At 62.5% G+C, this 19,583-nt stretch carries 23 protein-coding genes; 13 read left to right on the top strand and 10 right to left on the bottom strand.

From position 1 onward, the window contains the following. Positions 1-2: 2 nt before the first annotated feature. The 6 genes from C482_RS10450 to C482_RS10475 form a co-directional block, all read right to left on the bottom strand. Positions 3-1,064: a glycosyltransferase family 4 protein gene (locus C482_RS10450; protein ID WP_006167572.1), complete on the bottom strand. Its 1,062-nt coding sequence runs from the start codon at positions 1,062-1,064 to the stop codon at positions 3-5. A 3-nt stretch (positions 1,065-1,067) separates the two neighbouring features. After that, complete coding sequence (locus C482_RS10455; protein ID WP_006167573.1) at positions 1,068-1,448, bottom strand: 6-pyruvoyl trahydropterin synthase family protein; 381 nt, start codon at positions 1,446-1,448, stop codon at positions 1,068-1,070. A gap of 137 nt (positions 1,449-1,585) precedes the next feature. After that, positions 1,586-2,620 carry a zinc-dependent alcohol dehydrogenase gene (locus C482_RS10460; RefSeq protein ID WP_049896630.1) on the bottom strand — a complete coding sequence of 345 codons (1,035 nt, stop codon included), beginning with the start codon at positions 2,618-2,620 and terminating at the stop codon, positions 1,586-1,588. A gap of 139 nt (positions 2,621-2,759) precedes the next feature. Next, positions 2,760-3,323: a CDP-alcohol phosphatidyltransferase family protein gene (locus C482_RS10465; protein WP_338043515.1), complete on the bottom strand. Its 564-nt coding sequence runs from the start codon at positions 3,321-3,323 to the stop codon at positions 2,760-2,762. A 250-nt stretch (positions 3,324-3,573) separates the two neighbouring features. After that, positions 3,574-3,930 carry a DUF7475 family protein gene (locus C482_RS10470; RefSeq protein WP_006167576.1) on the bottom strand — a complete coding sequence of 119 codons (357 nt, stop codon included), beginning with the start codon at positions 3,928-3,930 and terminating at the stop codon, positions 3,574-3,576. 78 nt (positions 3,931-4,008) lie between these two features. Continuing rightward, positions 4,009-4,614, bottom strand: a complete 606-nt coding sequence (locus tag C482_RS10475; RefSeq protein ID WP_006167577.1) for a hypothetical protein — start codon at positions 4,612-4,614, stop codon at positions 4,009-4,011. 234 nt (positions 4,615-4,848) lie between these two features. Here C482_RS10475 and C482_RS10480 point away from each other — a divergent pair, with 234 nt between their 5' ends. The 6 genes from C482_RS10480 to C482_RS10505 all read left to right on the top strand — a co-directional run bounded on the left by C482_RS10480 (position 4,849) and on the right by C482_RS10505 (position 9,360). After that, positions 4,849-5,481: a 50S ribosomal protein L1 gene (locus tag C482_RS10480; protein WP_006167578.1), complete on the top strand. Its 633-nt coding sequence runs from the start codon at positions 4,849-4,851 to the stop codon at positions 5,479-5,481. Between the two features lies 1 nt (position 5,482). Then, positions 5,483-6,520 carry a 50S ribosomal protein L10 gene (locus C482_RS10485; RefSeq protein ID WP_006167579.1) on the top strand — a complete coding sequence of 346 codons (1,038 nt, stop codon included), beginning with the start codon at positions 5,483-5,485 and terminating at the stop codon, positions 6,518-6,520. Between the two features lie 24 nt (positions 6,521-6,544). Continuing rightward, a complete protein-coding gene (gene rpl12p, locus C482_RS10490; protein WP_006167580.1) occupies positions 6,545-6,886 on the top strand; it encodes a 50S ribosomal protein P1 in 342 nt (113 codons plus the stop codon). Positions 6,887-6,999: 113 nt separating this feature from the next. Beyond that, entirely contained in the window at positions 7,000-7,692 is a 693-nt protein-coding gene (locus tag C482_RS10495) for an HAD family hydrolase (RefSeq protein ID WP_049896631.1), read from the top strand. A 121-nt stretch (positions 7,693-7,813) separates the two neighbouring features. Further along, positions 7,814-9,055 (top strand): tripartite tricarboxylate transporter permease, encoded by a 1,242-nt coding sequence (locus C482_RS10500; protein ID WP_006167582.1) that lies wholly within the window; start codon positions 7,814-7,816, stop codon positions 9,053-9,055. Between the two features lie 113 nt (positions 9,056-9,168). Then, complete coding sequence (locus tag C482_RS10505) at positions 9,169-9,360, top strand: hypothetical protein (RefSeq protein ID WP_006167583.1); 192 nt, start codon at positions 9,169-9,171, stop codon at positions 9,358-9,360. 40 nt (positions 9,361-9,400) lie between these two features. On the opposite strand, the gene C482_RS10510 is transcribed toward C482_RS10505, so the two are convergent. After that, entirely contained in the window at positions 9,401-10,237 is an 837-nt protein-coding gene (locus tag C482_RS10510; RefSeq protein ID WP_049896632.1) for a BtpA/SgcQ family protein, read from the bottom strand. A 159-nt stretch (positions 10,238-10,396) separates the two neighbouring features. Here C482_RS10510 and C482_RS10515 point away from each other — a divergent pair, with 159 nt between their 5' ends. Beyond that, complete coding sequence (locus C482_RS10515) at positions 10,397-11,497, top strand: NADH:flavin oxidoreductase/NADH oxidase (RefSeq protein WP_006167585.1); 1,101 nt, start codon at positions 10,397-10,399, stop codon at positions 11,495-11,497. A 135-nt stretch (positions 11,498-11,632) separates the two neighbouring features. Continuing rightward, on the top strand, positions 11,633-12,112 hold the full coding sequence (locus C482_RS10520; RefSeq protein WP_049896634.1) for a twin-arginine translocation signal domain-containing protein: 480 nt from the start codon (positions 11,633-11,635) through the stop codon (positions 12,110-12,112). A gap of 404 nt (positions 12,113-12,516) precedes the next feature. On the opposite strand, the gene C482_RS10525 is transcribed toward C482_RS10520, so the two are convergent. Continuing rightward, complete coding sequence (locus C482_RS10525) at positions 12,517-13,083, bottom strand: thioredoxin family protein (protein ID WP_006167587.1); 567 nt, start codon at positions 13,081-13,083, stop codon at positions 12,517-12,519. A gap of 174 nt (positions 13,084-13,257) precedes the next feature. Between C482_RS10525 and C482_RS10530 the strand changes: the two genes are divergently transcribed. The 3 genes from C482_RS10530 (at position 13,258) to C482_RS10540 (ending at position 15,630) form a co-directional block, all read left to right on the top strand. Further along, positions 13,258-13,887 carry a hypothetical protein gene (locus C482_RS10530; protein ID WP_006167588.1) on the top strand — a complete coding sequence of 210 codons (630 nt, stop codon included), beginning with the start codon at positions 13,258-13,260 and terminating at the stop codon, positions 13,885-13,887. An 82-nt stretch (positions 13,888-13,969) separates the two neighbouring features. Further along, entirely contained in the window at positions 13,970-14,455 is a 486-nt protein-coding gene (locus C482_RS10535) for an Lrp/AsnC family transcriptional regulator (RefSeq protein WP_006167590.1), read from the top strand. 17 nt (positions 14,456-14,472) lie between these two features. Continuing rightward, positions 14,473-15,630, top strand: coding sequence for a pyridoxal phosphate-dependent aminotransferase (locus C482_RS10540; RefSeq protein WP_006167592.1), 1,158 nt, complete (start codon positions 14,473-14,475; stop codon positions 15,628-15,630). On the opposite strand, the gene C482_RS10545 is transcribed toward C482_RS10540, so the two are convergent. Next, positions 15,627-16,382 carry an HAD family hydrolase gene (locus C482_RS10545; protein ID WP_006167595.1) on the bottom strand — a complete coding sequence of 252 codons (756 nt, stop codon included), beginning with the start codon at positions 16,380-16,382 and terminating at the stop codon, positions 15,627-15,629. The two genes, C482_RS10540 and C482_RS10545, sit on opposite strands and share 4 nt — an antisense overlap. Positions 16,383-16,478: 96 nt before the next feature. On the opposite strand from C482_RS10545, the gene C482_RS10550 reads away from it, so the two are divergent. After that, a complete protein-coding gene (locus C482_RS10550; protein ID WP_006167596.1) occupies positions 16,479-17,762 on the top strand; it encodes a GNAT family N-acetyltransferase in 1,284 nt (427 codons plus the stop codon). A gap of 177 nt (positions 17,763-17,939) precedes the next feature. After that, positions 17,940-18,779: a hypothetical protein gene (locus C482_RS10555; RefSeq protein WP_006167597.1), complete on the top strand. Its 840-nt coding sequence runs from the start codon at positions 17,940-17,942 to the stop codon at positions 18,777-18,779. Between the two features lie 69 nt (positions 18,780-18,848). On the opposite strand, the gene C482_RS10560 is transcribed toward C482_RS10555, so the two are convergent. After that, positions 18,849-19,439: a dihydrofolate reductase family protein gene (locus C482_RS10560; RefSeq protein ID WP_006167599.1), complete on the bottom strand. Its 591-nt coding sequence runs from the start codon at positions 19,437-19,439 to the stop codon at positions 18,849-18,851. Positions 19,440-19,583: the final 144 nt, after the last annotated feature.

Genomic DNA, 19,583 nt, shown 5'->3' on the forward strand with positions numbered 1-19,583 from the left:
GTTCACGGCTGCTCACTGCCCGTAGATGGGGGCGACTCGACTCCGTCCGAAACCTCAGTGAGAAACGTCCGTAGTTTCGCAAACGTTGTCTCCCACGAGGGATGCGCGTCGGCCGTCTGAAGCCCATTCAGTACGAGTGAGACCAGCCGTTCACGGTCGCGTGCAAGGTCGGTGACGATGGACGTGATTCGCTCGGTGTCAGTCGGATCGACGACGAAGCCGTTGGTGTCGTCGACGACGAGCTCGCTTGCCCCACCGACGGCGCTTGCAATTGGGACGACACCAGCCTCCATCGCTTCGAGGTAGACCATTCCGAAGCTCTCGTAATGAGACGGCATCGCGAGCACGTGCGATCGCGCGAGGACGGACTCGAGTACGTCATCGGTGACTGGACCGTAGAACGAGAGACGGTCGGCGATCCCCGTGGTGGTGATTCGCTCGTGGATCCGGCAGGTGTAGTCGGGTGCTGCCCTGGTATCGCCAACGATGGTCAGCGTCCAGTCGATCGTCTGATCAACCTGCGCGAGGGCGTCGAGTAGTGTCTCGACGTTCTTGCGTGGGACGACGTTTCCGACGAAGACGAGCCGGAGCGGGCCTGTTCTCGCCTGCGTTGTAGCGTCCTCGAGCGTCGGTGGCAGTGACGGTTGCCGGCCAGCCGGCGGTGCGACGTGCGTCTGAATCGCTTCTGTGACGATATCACACACCAGCTCTCGAGTAAACTCGCTTGTACAGATCGCCGCGTCGACAGACTCGAGATAGCGTCGGTGGTGGTCGCGATCGTAGTCCGTGAGGACCTTCGAGACAGGGCCTTCGAGAAGATGAATCAACGCGACGATGGCCGCCGGTTTGTCGAGTGCAGTGTTGCGGTCGACCAGCGTTGGGGAGCAAAGTTCGTCCTGGAGAAGGACATCGAACGGCTGGTTCAGAGCGGGCTCCCCATCGGAGAGCGAGCAGACAGTAACGTCGTCGCCACAAGACTCAAGATAGGAGACGAGCTTGCGATCGTACCGATAGCCGCCCGAACGCTGATTGAGGTCGTCGGGAACGACGAGGCCAATATGCATTGTTCAGAGCGCCCGCTCGTGTGCAACGCGCGCGATGTCGTCTTCTTGAACTTCGATTCTGAGTTCGGTCACCGTCTCCGGGTGTGAGAGGGACTCGAGTAGCCGGTCGCCGAAGACGCGGGCGAATCGCTCGGCGCTTGGGTTTGTGTCCTCGAATGTGGGGAGGTCGTTGAGCGTCTGGTCGCTGTAGAACGCGGCGGTGCGGTCCATCGCGGCGGCGAGGTCGTCGATGTCGACGAGGTACTCGTGTGCGTCGAGTTCGGAGCCTCGAAGCGTCGCCTCAACGGTGAAGTGGTGAGAGTGTAGTTCACCCTCGGGGCCGGGGTCTGGGACCGTCAGAGCGTGCTGGGCGATCACCGGCCGGGAAACCGAGACGGCGTACATAGTATGCCCTATCACGAACGGTAATAAATTTCCTCGCCCAAATTGCACGCGACTGGGCGAGTTGTGATGTGGCAGTCGACACTGAATCGGCGACAGATTGAGGTGAGGTTGAGGCGAGAACGCGGACGTACCCGCTATCACTCGTAGGTAAACAGCACCTGTACGACCCCGTCGGCACGCTCCTCGAGTAACTCGTACGCCGTGGCCGCGTCTTCAAGCGGGAACTCGTGTGTAAACAGCTGCTCGAGGTCAAGTCGGCAGAGCCAGGACCAGGTGAGTTCGTGGCGGCGCTCGCGCGACCACCGCCCGGAGAGGCGGGGGTCGATGGTACTCACCTGGGTGCTTCGGATGTCGATGCGGTCGCGATGAAACCGGCCGCCGAGATCCACTGTGGTTGGTTTGGTCCCGTACCAGGAACCGACGAGGAGTCGGCCATCGAATCCCGTTACGGCGAGCGCGTCGTCAAGCGCGTCGGGGTTGCCGGAGAGTTCGTAGGTGAGGTCCGCCCGCGAGCCACGAGCCCCGAAGCCGTTGGCAGCACCGTCCGCGAACGCCTCCTCGACCGCACACGCCGTCGGATCGAGCGCGCGATCCGCACCAACGGCCGTGGAGTGTCGCCGACGATCACCGTCAGGATCGAACGTTACTAGCGCCTCAGTCGGCGTTTGGGCAAGCAGTGCGGTCGTCAACAGTCCGACGACACCCTGCCCGAAGACGGCAACGCGTTCGCCGAGCAATGGCTCACCATCGAGCAGGAGCGTGACTGCCGTCTCGAGATTGGCGAAGAGAGCAGCCTCACGTGGGGAGACCTCGTCCGGAACCTGGAGAAGGTCATCCGGATTCGCAAGGAAGTGGCTCTCGTGGGCGTTGTACGCAAAGACCTGCCGTCCGAGCCAGTCGTCGTCGACATCGCTTCCGACCGCGTCCACCTCGCCGACTGCCGCGTAGCCGTACGAAAGTGGGAAAGAGAGGTCACCCTCGAATGTCTCGAGTTCACTGTCGGCGGGGAGGGAAGCGGGTGCCTCGCCGCGGTAGATCAGGCCCTCGGTGCCGGCGCTGACGGCCGAGACGCGCGTTCGAACGCATACGTCTGTCGGCCCCGGGTCTGGGATTGGCCGCGATCGAACCGCCACGGTTCGCGGGCGAGTGAAAGAGAGAGTACGGGCAGTCACATTGTGCGGGCGTTCTACGGGACCCCACTTGGGCGTTTGTACGGAAGGGGGTGCCTACCTGCCGAGGCGGGTCGACGAAACCGGATACGGACGCGGACACAGTCCCAGACACGGACCGAACTCGAGGTCGAGTACGTCGCTACTCGTCTCCCTGCAGATGACCAGTGGCAACGAGCCAGTCCCGACCGAAGTTCGCGAGGAACGGCACTGCAACGACCGTCGCGAACGCGCGAGAGATTGCTGGGTCGACGGCGGGAACGAGTGCGACGAAAATCGCGAGCATCGCCAGGGCACCCAGCGCACGCCGGGTATGGCTCGGAGGTAATTCGGCAGTAAAGTGGCCGCGTCGGTTGCGCCACCAGAGACCGGCGACGAAGACGTATCGCGCGCTCGCGACCGCGAGAAAGAGACGCGGGAGCATGCCGGCGAGCACGCCCACGGCTGCGCCGACGAGGACAACGAGGCCGTCGATCTCGACATCGAGGCGCGCACCGAGGTCGGTGACGCTGTCGGTTCGCCTGGCGAGCCAGCCGTCGACAGCGTCGAGTAGAGCTGCGATGGCGAACAGCAAGGCGGGTGCCCACCTGAGGCCAGCGTCAGTGCCGGTAACGGTCGTCCAAGAGGTGGTCTCGAGTCCGCCCATAGCCGCGACTGCGAGTCCCGCGAACCCCCCGATCCCAGCCACTGCTGCACCGCGTGCCACGGTCACCCACGTCGCGGATGTAAACAACGGTTCTGACGGCCCAGCGTGCGCTGAAACAACATAATAGATTATCGTTGACGTGAGCGAAAAGACCAGAAGCACCCCCGCGAGAAACGCTGCTGGAACGTCCCCCGACCACAGCACCACGAACACGAGAACGAGCAGGCCACTCAGCGCCCCGAGACCAAGCGTCGCGCGACGCCACTGGGTGTGTGGGTGGAGGGGACTCGAGTACCCCGGCCGATGGTCGTCAGTCACGGCGAGTGAGGAGGACGAGAAGGAGTGCGATCAACAGGACCTGTGCGACTTTGTCGACGGTTTCGGCTGCTGAGAGGTCAGCGAGTGTGGTTGGTTCGTTGACGGCGTACCAGAGGATGATCTGGCCAGCGGTGAAGGGAATACCGAGGAGGTAGACGAGCCGTCGCCGATAGTTTCGGACGACGAGTGCGATACCGAGGAGAAAGCCGGCGGTCGCGCCGAGAAACGCGACGCCCATCCAGTGGGGGAGAAACGAAACGCCGAGCACGAGGTGGACGAGCGCGCTGACGGCTGCGAGAGCGATCGCCAGCCAGTGGATTGGCGAGAGGGAACTGGCAGAGCGAGACACGGTATCGACCTCTCAACGGGCGGGTAAAAACAGCTTTCGCCGGAGCAGGTGTTGTCAGAACGGGCCAGGAATACAGAGTCAAATCTTGTTCGCAGGCGGAACTGTGCGCTCGTCCGGCGCTGTCGTGGTGCCGGCATGTAACAACACGCGGACGAACGCCCCAATACCGAGCGACGCAGCGAGGGAAGCAACGAATACAGTAAGCGGAAGCGAAAATCCAACGAGTCCACAAAGGAAACTCCCTGCCAGAACCCCCGAACCAAGTCCGTCACGACCCAGTCGCGCTGCGAGCGTGCGTCCGATAGCGACGAATCCGAGTGTGACGAGTGGGAAAAGAACCGTTGTACCGAGTATGACGAGCGGGAGACCGAAGAACGTCCCGACACCGCGCCCGATCAGTACGTAGCCCGTGCCCGTTAGCCCGCTAGCGATTAAGAGCCCTGGGAATCCGATACAGACCGAGATGATCGGACTCCGCCGCACGGTCGTCACCGTTCGAGAGCCGTGCCCCTGGAGCAATCCAAGGATAACGAAGCCGAGCAGCAACGTCGCCGCGAACTGCATGCCGACGCGACCGAGCGGTTCGAGTGCATGGTAGGCTTCGAACGCCCCGCTTGCGGCGAGGCTCTCGAGTACCTCGTACCCGGTGTCGCCGTTTCCAGTATATAATTCTGCTGGCCGCATAGGACAATAGACGCGAGGGCGGACACATAGTGTTTCTGATTGGTCACGGAGTTCGAACGGAAGGCTGTGCATTAATGTTATCGCGAGACTGTGTCACCCGTCATCGCGCTTCGAGACGCGTCCTGCAGTTAGTTCGACGGGTTTAAGTTCGGCATGGCACTTCTCTTAACAGAGACAGGCGTAGCCTGTTTCACTGACCCGTAGGAGCACTCCTGCGTACTACGGAGGTGAACGATGGCAGATTCGGATATCGAAACCGCAGTGGCTCGCGCACTCGAGGACGCACCCGATCGGAACTTCACCGAGACGGTCGACCTTGCGATTAACTTGCGCGACCTTGACCTGAACGAACCGTCGAATCGTGTTGACGAGTCCGTCGTCCTCCCGTCCGGCACCGGACAGGAGACGCGCATCGTCGTCATTGCCGAAGGAGAGACTGGAGTCCGCGCCGAAGAGGCGGCGGATGAGGTCCTTTCGGTTGACGATGTCGCAGATCTGGACGACGACGACGCCAAAGATATGGCGGACGAGACGGACTTCTTCATCGCCGAAGAGGCGATGATGCAAGATATCGCCCGGCACCTGGGTACCATTCTCGGTCCCCGCGGGAAAATGCCGGACCCGCTCTCGCCCGACGACGACGTCGTCGAGACCGTCAACAGACTCAAGAATACCGTGCAGCTTCGCTCCGGCGACCGACGAACGTTCCACACGCTCGTTGGCTCCGAAGCAATGGATGCAGAAGACGTCGCCGACAACATCGACGTCATCCTGCGACGCCTGCACGCTGACCTCGAGAAGGGCCCCCAGAACATCGACGCCGTCTTCGTAAAGACGACGATGGGCCCGTCCGTGGAGGTGGCCTAAGATGAGCGCACAGGCAGACCGCAAGACCGAGAACCTTCCACAGTGGAAGCAAGAGGAAGTCGATGACCTCGAAGCACTCATCGAGAGCTACGAGAGCGTCGGCATCGTCGGCATCGCCGGCATTCCCTCGAAGCAGCTGCAGGACATGCGGCGTGACCTGCACGGCACCGCCGAACTGCGTGTCAGCCGCAACACTCTGCAGGTTCGTGCGCTCGAAGCCGCTGGCCTCGGCGATCTCGTCGACGAGATCGAAGGCCAGGTCGGCCTGATCGGCACGAACGACAACCCGTTCGCACTCTACAAGGAACTCGAGGCCTCGAAGACGCCCGCCCCGATCAACGAGGGCGAGGTCGCCCCGAACGACATCGTCATCCCAGAGGGTGACACCGGTGTCGACCCGGGGCCGTTCGTCGGCGAACTCCAGAGTATCGGCGCGAACGCACGCATCGAGGACGGTTCGATCCAGGTCATGGAGGACTCGACGGTCCTTTCGGCTGGCGAGGAAGTCTCTGCGGACCTGGCGAACGTGCTCAACGAACTCGGCATCGAGCCCAAGGAAGTCGGGCTCGACCTTCGCGCAGTCGTCGCCGAGGGCGTGCTCTTCGACCCAGAGGACCTCGATATCGACATCGGGGCCTACGAGAGCGACGTGCAGACGGCCGCCGCTCGCGCTCGGAACCTCTCGCTCAACGCACCGTTCCCGACCGCGACGACGGCACCGACGCTCATCGCCAAGGCAACGGGCGAGGCCAAGAGCCTCGGCCTGCAGGCCGCCATCGAGGACGAAGAACTCATGCCCGACCTCGTCTCCAAGGCCGACGCACAGCTGCGTGCGCTTGCGGCCCAGATCGACGACGAGGAAGCCCTGCCCGAGGAACTGCAGGGTGTCGAAGCGCCCGCTGTTGAAGCGGCCGCCGACGAGGGCGAAGACGAATCGGAAGCCGACGAGGACGCAGAGTCCGACGCTGACGACGACACCGACGACGATGACGAAGACGACGGTGACGGCGCAGAAGGACTCGGCGCAATGTTCGGCTAACTAACACTACTGGAGGATACAACAATGGAATACGTTTACGCTGCACTCATCCTGAACGAATCGGACGAAGAGATCAACGAAGACAACCTCACCGACGTGCTCGACGCCGCTGGCGTCGACGTCGAAGAGTCCCGTGTCAAGGCGCTCGTCGCCGCACTCGAGGACGTCGACATCGACGACGCCGTCTCCGAGGCCGCAGCCGTCCCAGCCGCCGGTGCCGCCGCAGGCGGCGCTGCCGCAGCTGACGAGGCTGCTGACGACGGTGCCGACGAGGAAGAGACCAGCGACGTCCCGGACACGACGGACGACGACGATGACGAGGACGACGAGGCAGACGGCGAAGGCCTCGGCGAACTCTTCGGCTAAGTCGCTTCGCAACTCGCACACACGCGACTGCGACCACGACGACACAGTCACTTTTGTTTTCTTCGACGCTCACCACCGATAGTTACTTCTTCGTTCTCCGTGCCAACTCATTCGTGACAACCGCCGTGTACTTCGACCTCGACGGAACACTCTGTACGTACGACAAATCGTTCGAGTCGCTGTTTCGGCAGACTGTCTCCCCCTACGACATACCGACTGCCACGGCATATGACGCCTACGTCGAGCACCTGTTAGACGCACTCGATCGCTGCGAGCCCGACCCGTACCGCCGTGCGTTTGTAACCATCGTGACGAAACACGATCTCGAGGCCGACGTGACGCCGGCCACACTCGCCGCCGACCACTGCGAGCGCGAAGTCGACGCGACAGTTACCACGACCGGCGCGACGGAAGTACTCGAGTCCGTCGCCGCCACGAACCCGACTGGCATCATCACCAACGGCGACGGCGACCAGCAGCGCGCGAAACTCGAGTGCCACGGACTCGACGACCGGGTTGACGAGGTGCTCGTTTCGAACGAGCAGGGGGTCCGGAAGCCCGACCGGGAACTGTTCGCGACCGCGAAAGCGCGCCTCCCGGCGGACGACTACGTCTACGTCGGCGACAGCTACGAGGAGGACATCGTCGGAGCCCGCGACGCCGGCTTCCGGACAGTGTACGTCACCGGTGCCGGTGAGACCGATGTCGAAGAGCCCACTGCTGCGGACGCCGTCGTCGAGAAAGTTGGCGAGTTACGCGACCCCGGTTCGCTCCCAGGGGTACTTGAGGACGCGTTCGGATCGTAACCGAATCGGAACGCGTACCGGTCGGCGCAGGTGCGTTGTTGGACCTCATCACCAGGGTGGACGAGAGCGAGTCCACCTCACGGGCGCGAGTTTAAATTCGAAGCCGAAACCAGATGGAGCGATGGCTGTCGCCCCGGTCGAGCTCGTCACCGATCCAGCACTGACCCTCCAGCTGCTGGCCTGGACGCTAGCTGGTGCGTCGCTAGGGAGTCTGAGCGGGCTTGTACCTGGCCTCCACGCGAACAACTTCGCGCTCTTGCTCGCCGGCATCGCGGCGTCGGTTCCGGGTCCGCCGCTGTTCGTCGGCTGTGCGATGCTTGCGGCGGGCGTCGTCCACACCTTTCTCAACGCTGTGCCGGCGATGGCACTCGGCGTTCCTGACGCCGAGATGGCAGTGACAGCGCTGCCGGGCCACCGGCTGGTGCTCGATGGTCGGGGCTACGAGGCGATCCGGCTCTCGGCGCTGGGCAGTATCCTCGCCGTGCTCGTCGCGGTTCCGCTTGCAATCCCCGTGACTAGCGCCGTGACGGCGGTATACCCGACGCTTCGGTCGAATCTACCGCTCGTGCTGGCGATGGTCGTCGTCGCGCTCGTCGCCTCCGAGTACACCTGGCGTGCCCGCCTCGGCGGGCTGCTTTCCTTCTCGCTGGCGGCCGCGCTCGGTGTGCTGACGCTCGACCTCTCGCCGGATGCACCGCTCGAGGCCGGCGGGATGCTCGCGCCGCTGTTCGCTGGCCTGTTCGGCGCACCCGTGTTGATCGACGCGATTTTCGGGTCGGGAATCCCGCCACAGCGCGATGGGACGATCGAACTCCCGCGCTGGCTCGTGGGTGCAACGGCACTCGCCGGTGCACTTGCGGGCGCGGTCGTCGGCTATATTCCTGGCATTTCGGCCGCGATTGCAGCCGTTGCGGTGCTCGTGCTGGTCCCGGGAAATGCCGGCGACCGCGGCTACATCGTCGCGACGAGCGGCGTCGATACGGCGAATACGATTTTCGCGCTGTTCGCGCTCGTCGCGATCGGCCAACCCAGAACCGGCGTGATGGTCGCCTTCGAGAACGTGAACGCGCCGCTCGAACTCCCGATCCTGCTCGGTGCCGTGCTCCTCGCGGGTGTCTGTGGCTTCGTCCTCGTAATCGTCGTCGGCGAGCGCTACCTCGAACTCGTCGGGCGTATGGCGTACTGGAAGATTTCAACCGCCGTGCTGGGCCTGTTGCTCGTCCTCTCGTACCTGTTCACTGGTCCACTCGGCATCGTCGTCTTCGGCGTCGCCGCCGCAATTGGTATGGTGCCGGTCCGCCTGCGAGCACGACGAGTCCACCTGATGGGCGTGCTGATCGGCCCGCTCATTCTCGGTGGCTGACTCCGTCCAGCGAATGGTCGACACCCAATGTAAGTCACGAATACGAGGCAGGTCGTGGTGTTTCAGGACGGCATATGATTGCTAATTAATACTACGAGGATGTAATATATCCTATGACCAACACTCATCTCAGTCTCGTCGGAATACATCTCTCGCTGGTTGGCAGCGTCCTGATTATCGAAGCACGGTTGGCTGGGTTCGACCCCGGAGCTCTCTCCTACATCATGCTTATCGGCGGATTGTTTATCACGCTCTTTTCGCTCTTCAACCGACTGTCACCCGCTCCAACCAGCAGCGACACGTGATTACTCGTCGCAGTTGCTCAGGTCGCGCAGTACTCAGGTATCACTCGAGTACGCGCTGCGCTGCCGTCACAACGGACTCCACTCGACTCGAGTCGACCGGGTTCGTCGTCACACCATCCTCCTTGAGTGCCGTCCCGACGATAGCGCCGTCAGCACCGGCAGCGAAGCAGTCGCCGACCGTGTCTGCGGTGACGCCACTACCGACGAAGACCGGGGCCTGGACGCCGTGAGCAGAGAGCCCAGAGACAACGCGTTCGACGTCCTCGAGTGCAGCCTCGTTCCCGGTTCCACTCCCGGAAACGATCACGCCGTCCGCCTTCCCGCGCTCGACCGTCTCGAGTGCCGCTCGCTCGATGGCTGTCTCGCCGACCGGTGTGGCGTGTTTGACGTGCACGTCCGCAAGAATCGCCACGTCGGGTGCGATCCGCTCTCGGCGGCGGACCGTCTCGTGGGCCCGGCCCTCGAGTACCCCCTGATCAGTTGCGGCCGTGCCGACGTGGACGTTGGTGCGAATGAAGTCGGCGTCGACGGCGGCTGCGATCGAAAGGGCGGCGTCGGCGTCGTTTCTGAGGACGTTGATCCCGAGCGGCACGTCGACAGCGTCTGCGACGGTGCTGGCGATGGCGGTCATGTCGGCGACGACGTGGGATGGAACAGTCTCGGGGTAGAAGGGCGCGTCGCCGAAGTTCTCGAGCATGATCGCGTCGATGTCACCGGACTCGAGTCGAGTTGCATCCGTACGTGCTCGCTCGTGCAGAGTGTCGCGGTCACCGTCAAACTCGGGCGCGCCGGGGAGTGCAGGGAGGTGAACCATACCGATGAGCGGCCGCTCGCGGTCGAACCTGTCGAGGAATGAGTTCTGGTGTGCTGTGGTCATACGTGGTGTGACGGCGAGCGACGGTAAGTGCGGTTCCATCGATCCGGCCCGCGTGTTGTCGGCATTTCACCCCACCATGCGCCATGCCGACGTACTCGCAAGTCGGCAAGCACGTCGCCGTCCACGGGCGTTTTTGCTCCGCCGTCACTAGTCCGCTCGATGGGAGACACCGACCTGTTCTCGCCGCTCACGCTTCGGGACCTCGAGATTCCAAACCGGATCGCCGTCTCGCCGATGTGCCAGTACTCCTGTGACACCGACGGCCTGCCAACCGAGTGGCACCGCGTCCACCTCGGCAGCCGCGCTGTCGGCGGTGCCGGCATCGTCATGACCGAGGCCACCGCCGTCGAACCGCGCGGGCGGATCACACGCCACGACCTCGGCATCTGGGACGACGAGCAAGCGAGTGCACTCGAGCCGACCACCGAGTTCATCCGCGACCAGGGTTCGGTGCCGGCGATTCAGCTCGCGCATGCGGGCCACAAAGCAAGCAAGCGAAAGCCCTGGGAGGGGAACGACCCGATCACGCCCAAAGAGGGCGGTTGGGAGGTTCTCTCACCATCGCCCGAGGCGTACCCGCCGTTCGGCGAGGAACGTCCAGAAATGCGGAAGGCGACGGGAGAGGACATCCAGGACGTTGTCGATGCCTACCGCGAGGCCGCCGAACGATCGCTTTCGGCCGGGTTCGAGATTGCAGAGGTTCACGCCGCTCACGGCTACCTGCTTCACGAGTTCCTCTCGCCCGTGACGAACCAGCGCGAGGACGACTACGGCGGGAGCTTCGAGAATCGGACGCGATTCGTCCGCGAAGTGACGGCAGCCGTTCGTGAGGTCTGGCCCGACGACAAGCCAGTCTTCGTTCGCATTTCGGGCACTGACTGGCTGGACGACGGGCCGGAATCGTGGGATGTCGAACAATCCGCACGGCTTGCAGCCGATCTCGCCGAACTCGGTGCAGACCTGATCGACGTTAGTTCCGGCGGGCTCCACCCCGACCAGGACGCCACTGGCGGCCCGAACTTCCAGGTCCCGCTGGCCGAGCGCGTGGACGAGGGTGGCGATATCGCTGTGGGGGCCGTCGGCGGCATCACCGAACCCAAGCAGGCCGATGCCATCGTGAGAAACGGCCGCGCGGATCTCGTGCTAGTCGGTCGCGAGTTCCTGCGCGATCCGTACTTCGGACTGCGCGCTGCGGACGAACTCGCGGGTGAGGAGGCCCCAGCAAAGTGGCCGATTCAGTACCGACGAGGAGTTCGGTGAGCGACTGGTTCGGAAAACAGAGAGATAAGGGAATGCGAACTTATTCGCGCGAATATGTTCGTCACACTCCCACCTGTTGGGAACAACTACCTGTTTTCAACCCTTGCAAGTGCCAAGCGGAAAGTGACGACAACGATGACCGACCAGACCCACACTCGACGAACCGTCCTGCAGGCTGCAGGCGCGACATCCGTCGTCGCTCTCGCTGCCGGTTGTTTGAGCGACGATGAGGATGAGAACGGTGGCGGAAACGGCGACGATGACGACGACGAGATCGACCCATCGGAGTGGGAAGACGTCGACACGATCGAACTCGACGGCGCGGTCGGCGGCTGGGAAGGCGTCGCTCCCGACATGATCGCCGGCGAGCAGAACCCGACGATCGTCCTCTTTGAGGGTCAGGAGTACGACTTCACCTGGTACAACGCGGACAACGGTACCCACAACATCGAGATCTGGGACGAGGACGAAGAGGTTGTCGACGACTACGCGACTGACCAGGTTAACGACGACGAGCAGACACTCGAGGGTGTCGTTGCCTCCGAAGAGATGGCCTACTACCGTTGTTACCCACACGACCAGATGCAGGCACCAATTCAGGTCGAAAGCGAATAAGTGGGCCAATTCAACGCCCCTTCCACCACAGCCGACCCTGTGTGTTCCTGGGACATACGCGAACACACAGTCCGGATTCGATAGCGACGAGAGCACGGTTCCAGTAGGCACCCAGTGTCCATCCACACCAAATCACACCTGCACCCACCCAACACTACCATCCAACCGCGCATCTCGTACCCGCTATCGTCTTCCTGTCTGCATACCTGCAACCACAGCACACCCACCCTGTACCTTCTTCCCGAATCACACCGCGTAGACAGTCCTCTATCCTGTTAGCCGCCAGTCTTCCGCATATTGGAACCGAATACTTCTCACGAAGCCAAACACACGGCACAATCACCACACCACGCCTGGACAGACCGAACAGACCGAACAGCCATCACACCACCTCTCCAATACCCCTACGTCTCCACCCACTTGATCGAACAGCCACGCGACGGCTCCCACTCGAGTGCAACCTCCTCACCTGCGAGCACTGACTCGATGGCCTCCCGGATGTGGAACCGGCTCGGATCTTCGTCGGGATTGAGCGCGTCGTCGAGGCGGCCCTGATAGGCGAGAGTGAACTCGCCTGTCTCATCGTTGCGCCGGAACAGGAACGGGTCCGGTGTACAGACCGCGTCGTAGGCCTCGGCGACATCCTGTGACTCGTCCCGAAGATAGGCGTCGTACTGGATCGTCCCGTCGTCGACAAGTTCCTGCATCCGCTCGAACGAATCGTCCGGATACTGCTCGGCGTCGTTTGGATTGATCCCGATGACAGCAACGTCGTCGTACTCGGCTGCGAGGTCGTTCAGCAGATCGAACTTCGCCTTCGCGTACGGGCAGTGGTTGCACGTAAAGACCAACAGCAGCGCCTCGTTGTCAGCGAACGACGCAAGTGAGTAGGTTTCGCCGTCGGTGCCCTGGAGTTCGAACGCCGGTGCCGCGTCGCCTGCCGCAAGCTCGGTTTCGGATTCTTTGGCCATACGAACCGTTTTGTGGAGTGTCATCATATAGCTCTCGCTCCCATCACCTGTTTTCTGGGTCAGAATACCACGATGCAGGGAGGATTGACGGACGGTTCGAACGTCGCGACAGTTCGGCGAGCGAGTGTCACACGACGGCCTACATATTTGTACCCACCGGCGTATCGATGTGGTATGAAGACGCTCGAGGTCACCGACGAACAGTACGAGTTCATCCAGCGCCTGCGGGAAGAAATTTCGAAGGACGTCGTCGGCCGCTACGGCTTTGTCCGCGAACAGGACGCCCTCCAGTTCCTGCTCGACAACATCGATGAGGAGGTCGCGAACGCGATCGATCTCGAGGCTGAGTTCTCCGCGACCGACGACGTGGCGGCCTCCGTCGGCGCGGCAATCGAGGGCGAAGCAGATCCGCATGCACTCAAGGAAATCACGTACGACGAAGCCGGCGATGTGGACGGGGCGACGGACAAGAAGGCAGCGAGCGAGTCGAGCCTCGATAAATCAGCGGGTGACTCGAGTAACGTCGGAACCGAGACGGAAGCAGACGGGGACGCTGACGACAAAAGTGGCGACGACAGCGACGGTGACGACGACAACAACAGTGACAGTGACACCACCAGCGGTGAGGCCGACGATGACGACATGCTGGACGAGATGATGAGCCTCCTCGAAACCCACGACGACAAGTGGGAGGAATCCTCCTCAGCGGACTACCGCTACACCGTCACCCTCCCCGACGGTTCGACGGAAGACGTCCAGACAAAAGACGACGTGCGTGCGCTGCTGTTCAAAAATTACCGCTAACGCCCGTCTCTCCCACGTTGCGCTCTATCACGAAAAACAACAAAGAACAACGTTTTTACACACGGTCGCGCTTCGCAGTGGTATGAGCGAACGCGAGGTGCTCGAGTTGCTTCGTGAGAACGCGCGCTATTCGACGGCCGATATCGCGCGAATGACCGACCTTGAGGAAGACGAGGTCGCCGCCGCGATAGACAATCTTGAGGCGGCGGGCGTGGTGCGGGGCTATCAGGCCGTCATCGACTGGGACGAACTCGAGGAAGAGCGAGTCCGCGCCGAGGTCGAGTTGAACGTCCGACTCGATCGTGAAACCGGCTACGATGACATCGCAGAGCGTCTCGCCCGGTTCCCGGAGGTCACCGCCCTCCGACTGGTCAGCGGCGACTACGACTTCGATATGGAGGTCGAGGGCGACTCGATCCGCGAGGTCTCGCAGTTCATCAGCGAGAAGGTCGCACCAGTCCCGGAGATCACGCAGACGGTCACCCACTACGTGATGACTTCCTACAAGGAGAATGGCATCGAGTTCGGTGACGGGGAGGAGGACGACCGCCTCTCGTATACCCCATAGTGAGTGTGATTTGAGCGATGCCATTCGACCTTTCAGACCGCGTGCAGACGGTGCCACCATCCGGTATCAGACGCTTCTTCGAAATTGCCGAGGAGCGCGACGACGTCATCTCGCTTGGCGTTGGCGAGCCCGACTTCGCGACGCCGTGGGCCGCCCGCGACGCCGCCATCGCCTCTCTCGAGGCCGGGAAGACCTCCTACACGGCGAACCGGGGCAAGCGCGAACTTCGCGAGCGGATCGCCGACTACGTCGCAGACGGCTTCGGCCTGGACTACGATCCAGCGGACGAGATCATCGTTACCGCAGGCGCGAGCGAGGCCGTCGACCTGGCCTTTCGCGCGCTCGTCGATCCCGGCGACACCGTCGCGATCGCCCAGCCGTCGTACATCTCCTACGAACCGGGCGTGATCTTCGCCGGCGGCGAGGTTCTCTCCGTTCCGACCAGCAAGGCGGACGAGTTCACACTCACCGTCGAGGCACTCGAGGCGGCCGGCGCGGACGAGGCCGACCTGCTCGTCCTCTGTTACCCCAACAACCCGACCGGCGCAGTGATGAGCAAGGCCGAACTCGAGCCCGTTGCCGAGTTCGCTCGCGAGCACGACCTGACGGTGCTTTCGGACGAGATTTATGCCGAACTAACCTATAATGGGTCTCACACATCGATCGCGACACTCGAGGGGATGCGCGAGCGAACCATCGTCTTCAACGGCTTCTCGAAGGCCCATGCCATGACCGGACTCCGACTCGGCTACGCGCTTGGCCCTGCGAAGGCGATCAACGCGATGAACAAGATCCACCAGTACACAATGCTCTCAGCGCCGACAACGGCCCAGCACGCGGCAATCGAAGCGCTCGATTCGTGTGATGAAGAGGTGCGCGAGATGGTCGCCCAGTACGACCGCCGCCGGCAGTTCGTCCTCTCACGATTCCGTGAGATCGGGCTCGATGTCTTCGAGGCCAAGGGCGCGTTCTACTGTTTCCCCGAGGTCCCCGACGGCTGGACCGCAGAGGAGTTCGCAGAGGGCGTGCTCCGCGAGGAAGGCGTTGCGGTCGTCCCCGGGGATGTCTTCGGTGCTGGTGGCGAGGGCCATCTTCGGGTGTCCTACGCAACCGGGCTGAACGACCTCCGCGAGGCACTCGACCGGATCGAGACGTTCGTCGAGGAGCACGTCTAAGCCGACCAAGTCGATTTTCCTGAGAACAGTCCACGACAAACGACACGTTGTCGTGCACCGAAGCGACTCAAACACAGCTGGGAGATCGCCCATCGATGCAAGCTGTGCTGTCGGTTTGGGCTGTGGCTCGGCGGGAGGCTCAACTGCCGGTTCGGGAACCCAGACCGATTGCCAGGAGGCCGCACGCGCACCGCCAACGTCTTTTTTGAGATCGTTCCCGATGTAGTGTAGACGGTCTCGGTTGGACGCGTTCTGAGCACCTCGAGCGCCCGCTCGAACGGCTCGGGATCTGGCTTTCCCGGGATAGTCGTCGCTGAGCCGCAAAAGACGGTTACATCGAATGTGTCGGCAAGTTCCAGAACCTCAAGCTTCGCCGTCTGCATCTCCACGCTTCCCTGTGTAATCAGCCCGATCGGACCTCGTTCGCGAGCGACCCGAAGTGCCTCCTGAGCACCGCTTCTGAAGCGTACTGGTGGCTCGGTTTCGAGTACTGTTACCGTCGCTTCTGCGAGCTGCGGCGCGTGTGCAGGATCACCGCCAGCAGCGGTCGCGACCGCGTGGTAGATGTGCTCCCAGAACTCCGTGATCGACTCGGCAGACGGAAGGGCAGCGGGGTCGACAGCGTTCACCGCCTGGGGTCCGAAGAACGGGTCAACATCGACGCGGTCGAAGACGGCTTCGTGGAACAACTCATCATCGCGAAAGCAGAGCGTGCCATCCAGATCGAAACAGACGGCTTCGATAGTGTCCATATAGTTCTTGTCTGAGTGGGAGAAGTATTAATCTTCTATCACTTACTGACGAACCGAACCACGAACGTTCATCTCGGTCGCTGGACTTCTCTTCATATGGTCCACTACCGTCCGCTTCGTGACGGCGAAGCCTTTCACGAGTTCCGCCAGTACGCGTTCAGACCTGCCTCCGGCATCGAACCGTACGATCCAGACGAACACGAGACACCGCGGGATCGTCGCGGTGGCCGCCGTGCGATCTACGAACACGACCCTGGCGAGAACGAAGACGAGGGCGGGGACAGCGACAACACAAACCCAGACCCGCGGAGTATCTGCCGACACTACTGGCTCGAAACGCACGTCCGCGGGGACACCCATCCAACCGCCGGCCTCGCCTCTGTTGCAACTCCGCCGGAGTTCCGCCGACAGGGCTACGTCCGCGACCTCCTCGCCTACTCGCTCGAAGAATACCGCGAGCGCGGCTGCCGGTTCTCCGTCCTGTGGCCCTTCTCCTACAGCTTCTACAACACCTACGGCTGGGACACAAGCAACCAGCTCGCCCGCCACGCGTTCGACCCAGACCTGCTCTCGTTCGCGAGCGCAGCCCTCGACGCGAGCAGCGCCGACTACTCGTTCCAGCCACTCGAGTCCAACGCGTTTGTGCGACTCCAGTCGGTCTACGAAGCCCACACTGAGCGATACGCGCTCGCAATCGAGCGCGACGAGTGGTGGTGGCGTCATCGGGTTTTCGAAGGCCACGACGTGGACCCATACGTCTATGCCGCAGAGCGCGACGGTGACACGGTTGGCTACCTCGTCTACGGCTTTGACAGCCACGGCGACAGCGAACTCGGCGGACGAACAATGGTCGTCTCCGAACTGGTCGGCGAGGATCACGAGGCGTTCCTGGCGCTGCTCGCGTTCTGTCACCGCCACGCCTCGCAAGTCGAGGAGGTGGTACTCGAGTTACCCCCCGAAGCGCCGTTCCGGGAGACAGTTCGCACACCGGGCGAGGTTGAGACGACGGTGAAGAACGGGCCGATGGTTCGGGTGATCGATGTTGCAGAGACGCTCTCGGCGCTGTCCTACCCGCAGGGTGTGGAGACGACGCGCTTGCTGTCGGTGACGGACCCGCTCGCCGACTGGAACAATGGGACGTTCGAGTTCGCGGTTCGGGACGGAAGCGCTGCGTGTGAGCGTGTTCTGGATGGAGATGACGAGCACGATTCTACCGCCGACGCTCGCCTCGACATTGCCACACTCTCCCAGCTCGTTGTCGGCGCTCGCAGTGCCCGCGAACTTGCACGGACGAATCGACTCGAGGCGTCAGATGAGGTCGTCTCGGAACTCGAGGAACTCTTTCCGAAGACTGGCGTCTACCTGAGTGACCACTTCTGAGACGGGAACTAGTATCCTCGGCACAACTACGGACAGGTTGCGGTTACCGTCGAATCGGTACTCGGTCCAGATCCAGATGGCGAGCAAGCGCTGGAACCGATCGTGGGAGAGCGCACGGTACAAGGCATATTTTAGTTAGCCAACAGGCTTTCCGTCTCGACCACGATTGTTCGACCGATGCGACGGCGCAGGTACCTCACCGGGCTTTCATCGGTCGCGACCGCCGGAATCGCAGGCTGTGCAGGACACACCCCGGCGGACGACGACCAGTCAGCACCAGGCATCGGCGGGCGCAGCGATACTGATGTCGACGTCGATATTGTTACCGAAACACAGTTCGAGGACGATCTGACGCCGCTTTGCGGAGCCGGCGAATCACTCCCGGCGAATGTCGACGGTGTGAACGCGGCCTTCGTGACCGACCACGAGTTCGTCCCCGATCACGAACGCGGGCACTACGGCGTTCGTGGCCGGATTGTGCAAGGAGACTCCGAAGAATCCGGAGCTGACGGAGCGCCCAGACGACGCGGAAACGTCCCCAGCGTCCACGTAGCGTTTTCCGACGGTTCGACCGCATCGGAACGCATCTACGGTCTCGAGTCGGACGAATCGTACGCGTTCACGGTTGTGACAGCAGCAGGTGACCTCGACGACATCAAGTCGTACGAGCTCACCGTTCCTGACGGTGCAACCGCTGACATCGGACACGTCCCGGCGGCGTACGCGACGATCGACGACGAACAGTGGGGACAGATCGGAACTCACGACGGCGACGCCGTCTACGGCTGCGTCGCATCCGTAAAGAACGACCACGACCGGTCCGTGGAACTGTATCCGCGGTACAAGGCGTTTCTCGACGAGACGACGGTCGCAGCCAGCGGCACAGCCATCGAGTCGAGCCTCGTTCTCGATCCGAATGAGACGCAAACGGTCTCCTTCCCGTACCGACGGTGCGATCCGGGTGCAGTCGTCTCCGTCGACACCTGGCTCGAGTGGTCGACGATGTTGTACCCGTGACTAGCCGGCCGTCGAACTGCTGGGGCGAATAGGCACGTACTCGAGTGCTACTTCACCAAAATCGATGACTCACCGCTCGCCGGTCGCCTCGATCCGGTACCGGAGTTCGACCACCCCGGTTTCGCGCGGTGTCGTCTCGAGTAACTCGAGTGTGCGGTGCGTCCCGTCCTCGGAATCGCCGAACAGTGAGATGCCACTGCCAAGCAGGAACGGGACCAGCGTCAGTCGGAGTTCGTCGACGCAGTTCGCGCGTAACAGCGACTGTGCGGTGGTTGCACCGCCGACGAGCCAGATGCGATCGTGCTGCCGTTTCAGCCGTTCGACGAGCGCGGCTGGCTCGTCGTCGACCAGTTTCACGGCATCGGTCGCCAGTGGTAACTCGCGGCTCGTGAGGACGTACGTCGGCCGGTCTTCGTAGGGCCATTTGCCGAAGCCGAGCACCTGCTCGTACGTCGTGGATCCCATCACGAGGCAGTCGACGCTGGCGAAGAACGCGTCGTACCCATCGTCTGTAGGTTCGGTATTTTCTGTGGTCGTGGTATCGGCTGCGGACCCATCGGCCTCCGCGTCCGAGACCTCCTCGAGCCACGAGATGCCACCGTCGTCGGTCGCGATGAAGCCGTCCACGCTGGCGGCGATGTAGAGGATGCAGTCGGCCATGTGTTGTTATATGCTGAACAGGCGTAATACCATGGCCTGCAGGCCGTGGATACGCGCCGTCACTCAGTGCCATGTTCCACCGACTTCGACAGGGCTGGATATTCTACTGTTCTCAATCTTAACCTTTACAGATGAAGCGAGTAT

The sequence above is a fragment of the Natrialba chahannaoensis JCM 10990 genome, from assembly GCF_000337135.1.
Lineage (GTDB): Archaea > Halobacteriota > Halobacteria > Halobacteriales > Natrialbaceae > Natrialba > Natrialba chahannaoensis.

Excerpts from the sequence above, each read along its gene's own strand:
- C482_RS10450 (WP_006167572.1), bottom strand. The coding sequence starts at position 1,064 with ATGCATATTGGCCTCGTCGTTCCCGACGACCTCAATCAGCGTTCGGGC.
- C482_RS10455 (WP_006167573.1), bottom strand. The coding sequence starts at position 1,448 with ATGTACGCCGTCTCGGTTTCCCGGCCGGTGATCGCCCAGCACGCTCTG.
- C482_RS10475 (WP_006167577.1), bottom strand. The coding sequence starts at position 4,614 with ATGCGGCCAGCAGAATTATATACTGGAAACGGCGACACCGGGTACGAG.
- C482_RS10480 (WP_006167578.1), top strand. The coding sequence starts at position 4,849 with ATGGCAGATTCGGATATCGAAACCGCAGTGGCTCGCGCACTCGAGGAC.
- C482_RS10485 (WP_006167579.1), top strand. The coding sequence starts at position 5,483 with ATGAGCGCACAGGCAGACCGCAAGACCGAGAACCTTCCACAGTGGAAG.
- rpl12p (WP_006167580.1), top strand. The coding sequence starts at position 6,545 with ATGGAATACGTTTACGCTGCACTCATCCTGAACGAATCGGACGAAGAG.
- C482_RS10500 (WP_006167582.1), top strand. The coding sequence starts at position 7,814 with ATGGCTGTCGCCCCGGTCGAGCTCGTCACCGATCCAGCACTGACCCTC.
- C482_RS10505 (WP_006167583.1), top strand. The coding sequence starts at position 9,169 with ATGACCAACACTCATCTCAGTCTCGTCGGAATACATCTCTCGCTGGTT.
- C482_RS10510 (WP_049896632.1), bottom strand. The coding sequence starts at position 10,237 with ATGACCACAGCACACCAGAACTCATTCCTCGACAGGTTCGACCGCGAG.
- C482_RS10515 (WP_006167585.1), top strand. The coding sequence starts at position 10,397 with ATGGGAGACACCGACCTGTTCTCGCCGCTCACGCTTCGGGACCTCGAG.
- C482_RS10520 (WP_049896634.1), top strand. The coding sequence starts at position 11,633 with ATGACCGACCAGACCCACACTCGACGAACCGTCCTGCAGGCTGCAGGC.
- C482_RS10525 (WP_006167587.1), bottom strand. The coding sequence starts at position 13,083 with ATGGCCAAAGAATCCGAAACCGAGCTTGCGGCAGGCGACGCGGCACCG.
- C482_RS10530 (WP_006167588.1), top strand. The coding sequence starts at position 13,258 with ATGAAGACGCTCGAGGTCACCGACGAACAGTACGAGTTCATCCAGCGC.
- C482_RS10535 (WP_006167590.1), top strand. The coding sequence starts at position 13,970 with ATGAGCGAACGCGAGGTGCTCGAGTTGCTTCGTGAGAACGCGCGCTAT.
- C482_RS10540 (WP_006167592.1), top strand. The coding sequence starts at position 14,473 with ATGCCATTCGACCTTTCAGACCGCGTGCAGACGGTGCCACCATCCGGT.
- C482_RS10545 (WP_006167595.1), bottom strand. The coding sequence starts at position 16,382 with ATGGACACTATCGAAGCCGTCTGTTTCGATCTGGATGGCACGCTCTGC.
- C482_RS10550 (WP_006167596.1), top strand. The coding sequence starts at position 16,479 with ATGGTCCACTACCGTCCGCTTCGTGACGGCGAAGCCTTTCACGAGTTC.
- C482_RS10555 (WP_006167597.1), top strand. The coding sequence starts at position 17,940 with ATGCGACGGCGCAGGTACCTCACCGGGCTTTCATCGGTCGCGACCGCC.
- C482_RS10560 (WP_006167599.1), bottom strand. The coding sequence starts at position 19,439 with ATGGCCGACTGCATCCTCTACATCGCCGCCAGCGTGGACGGCTTCATC.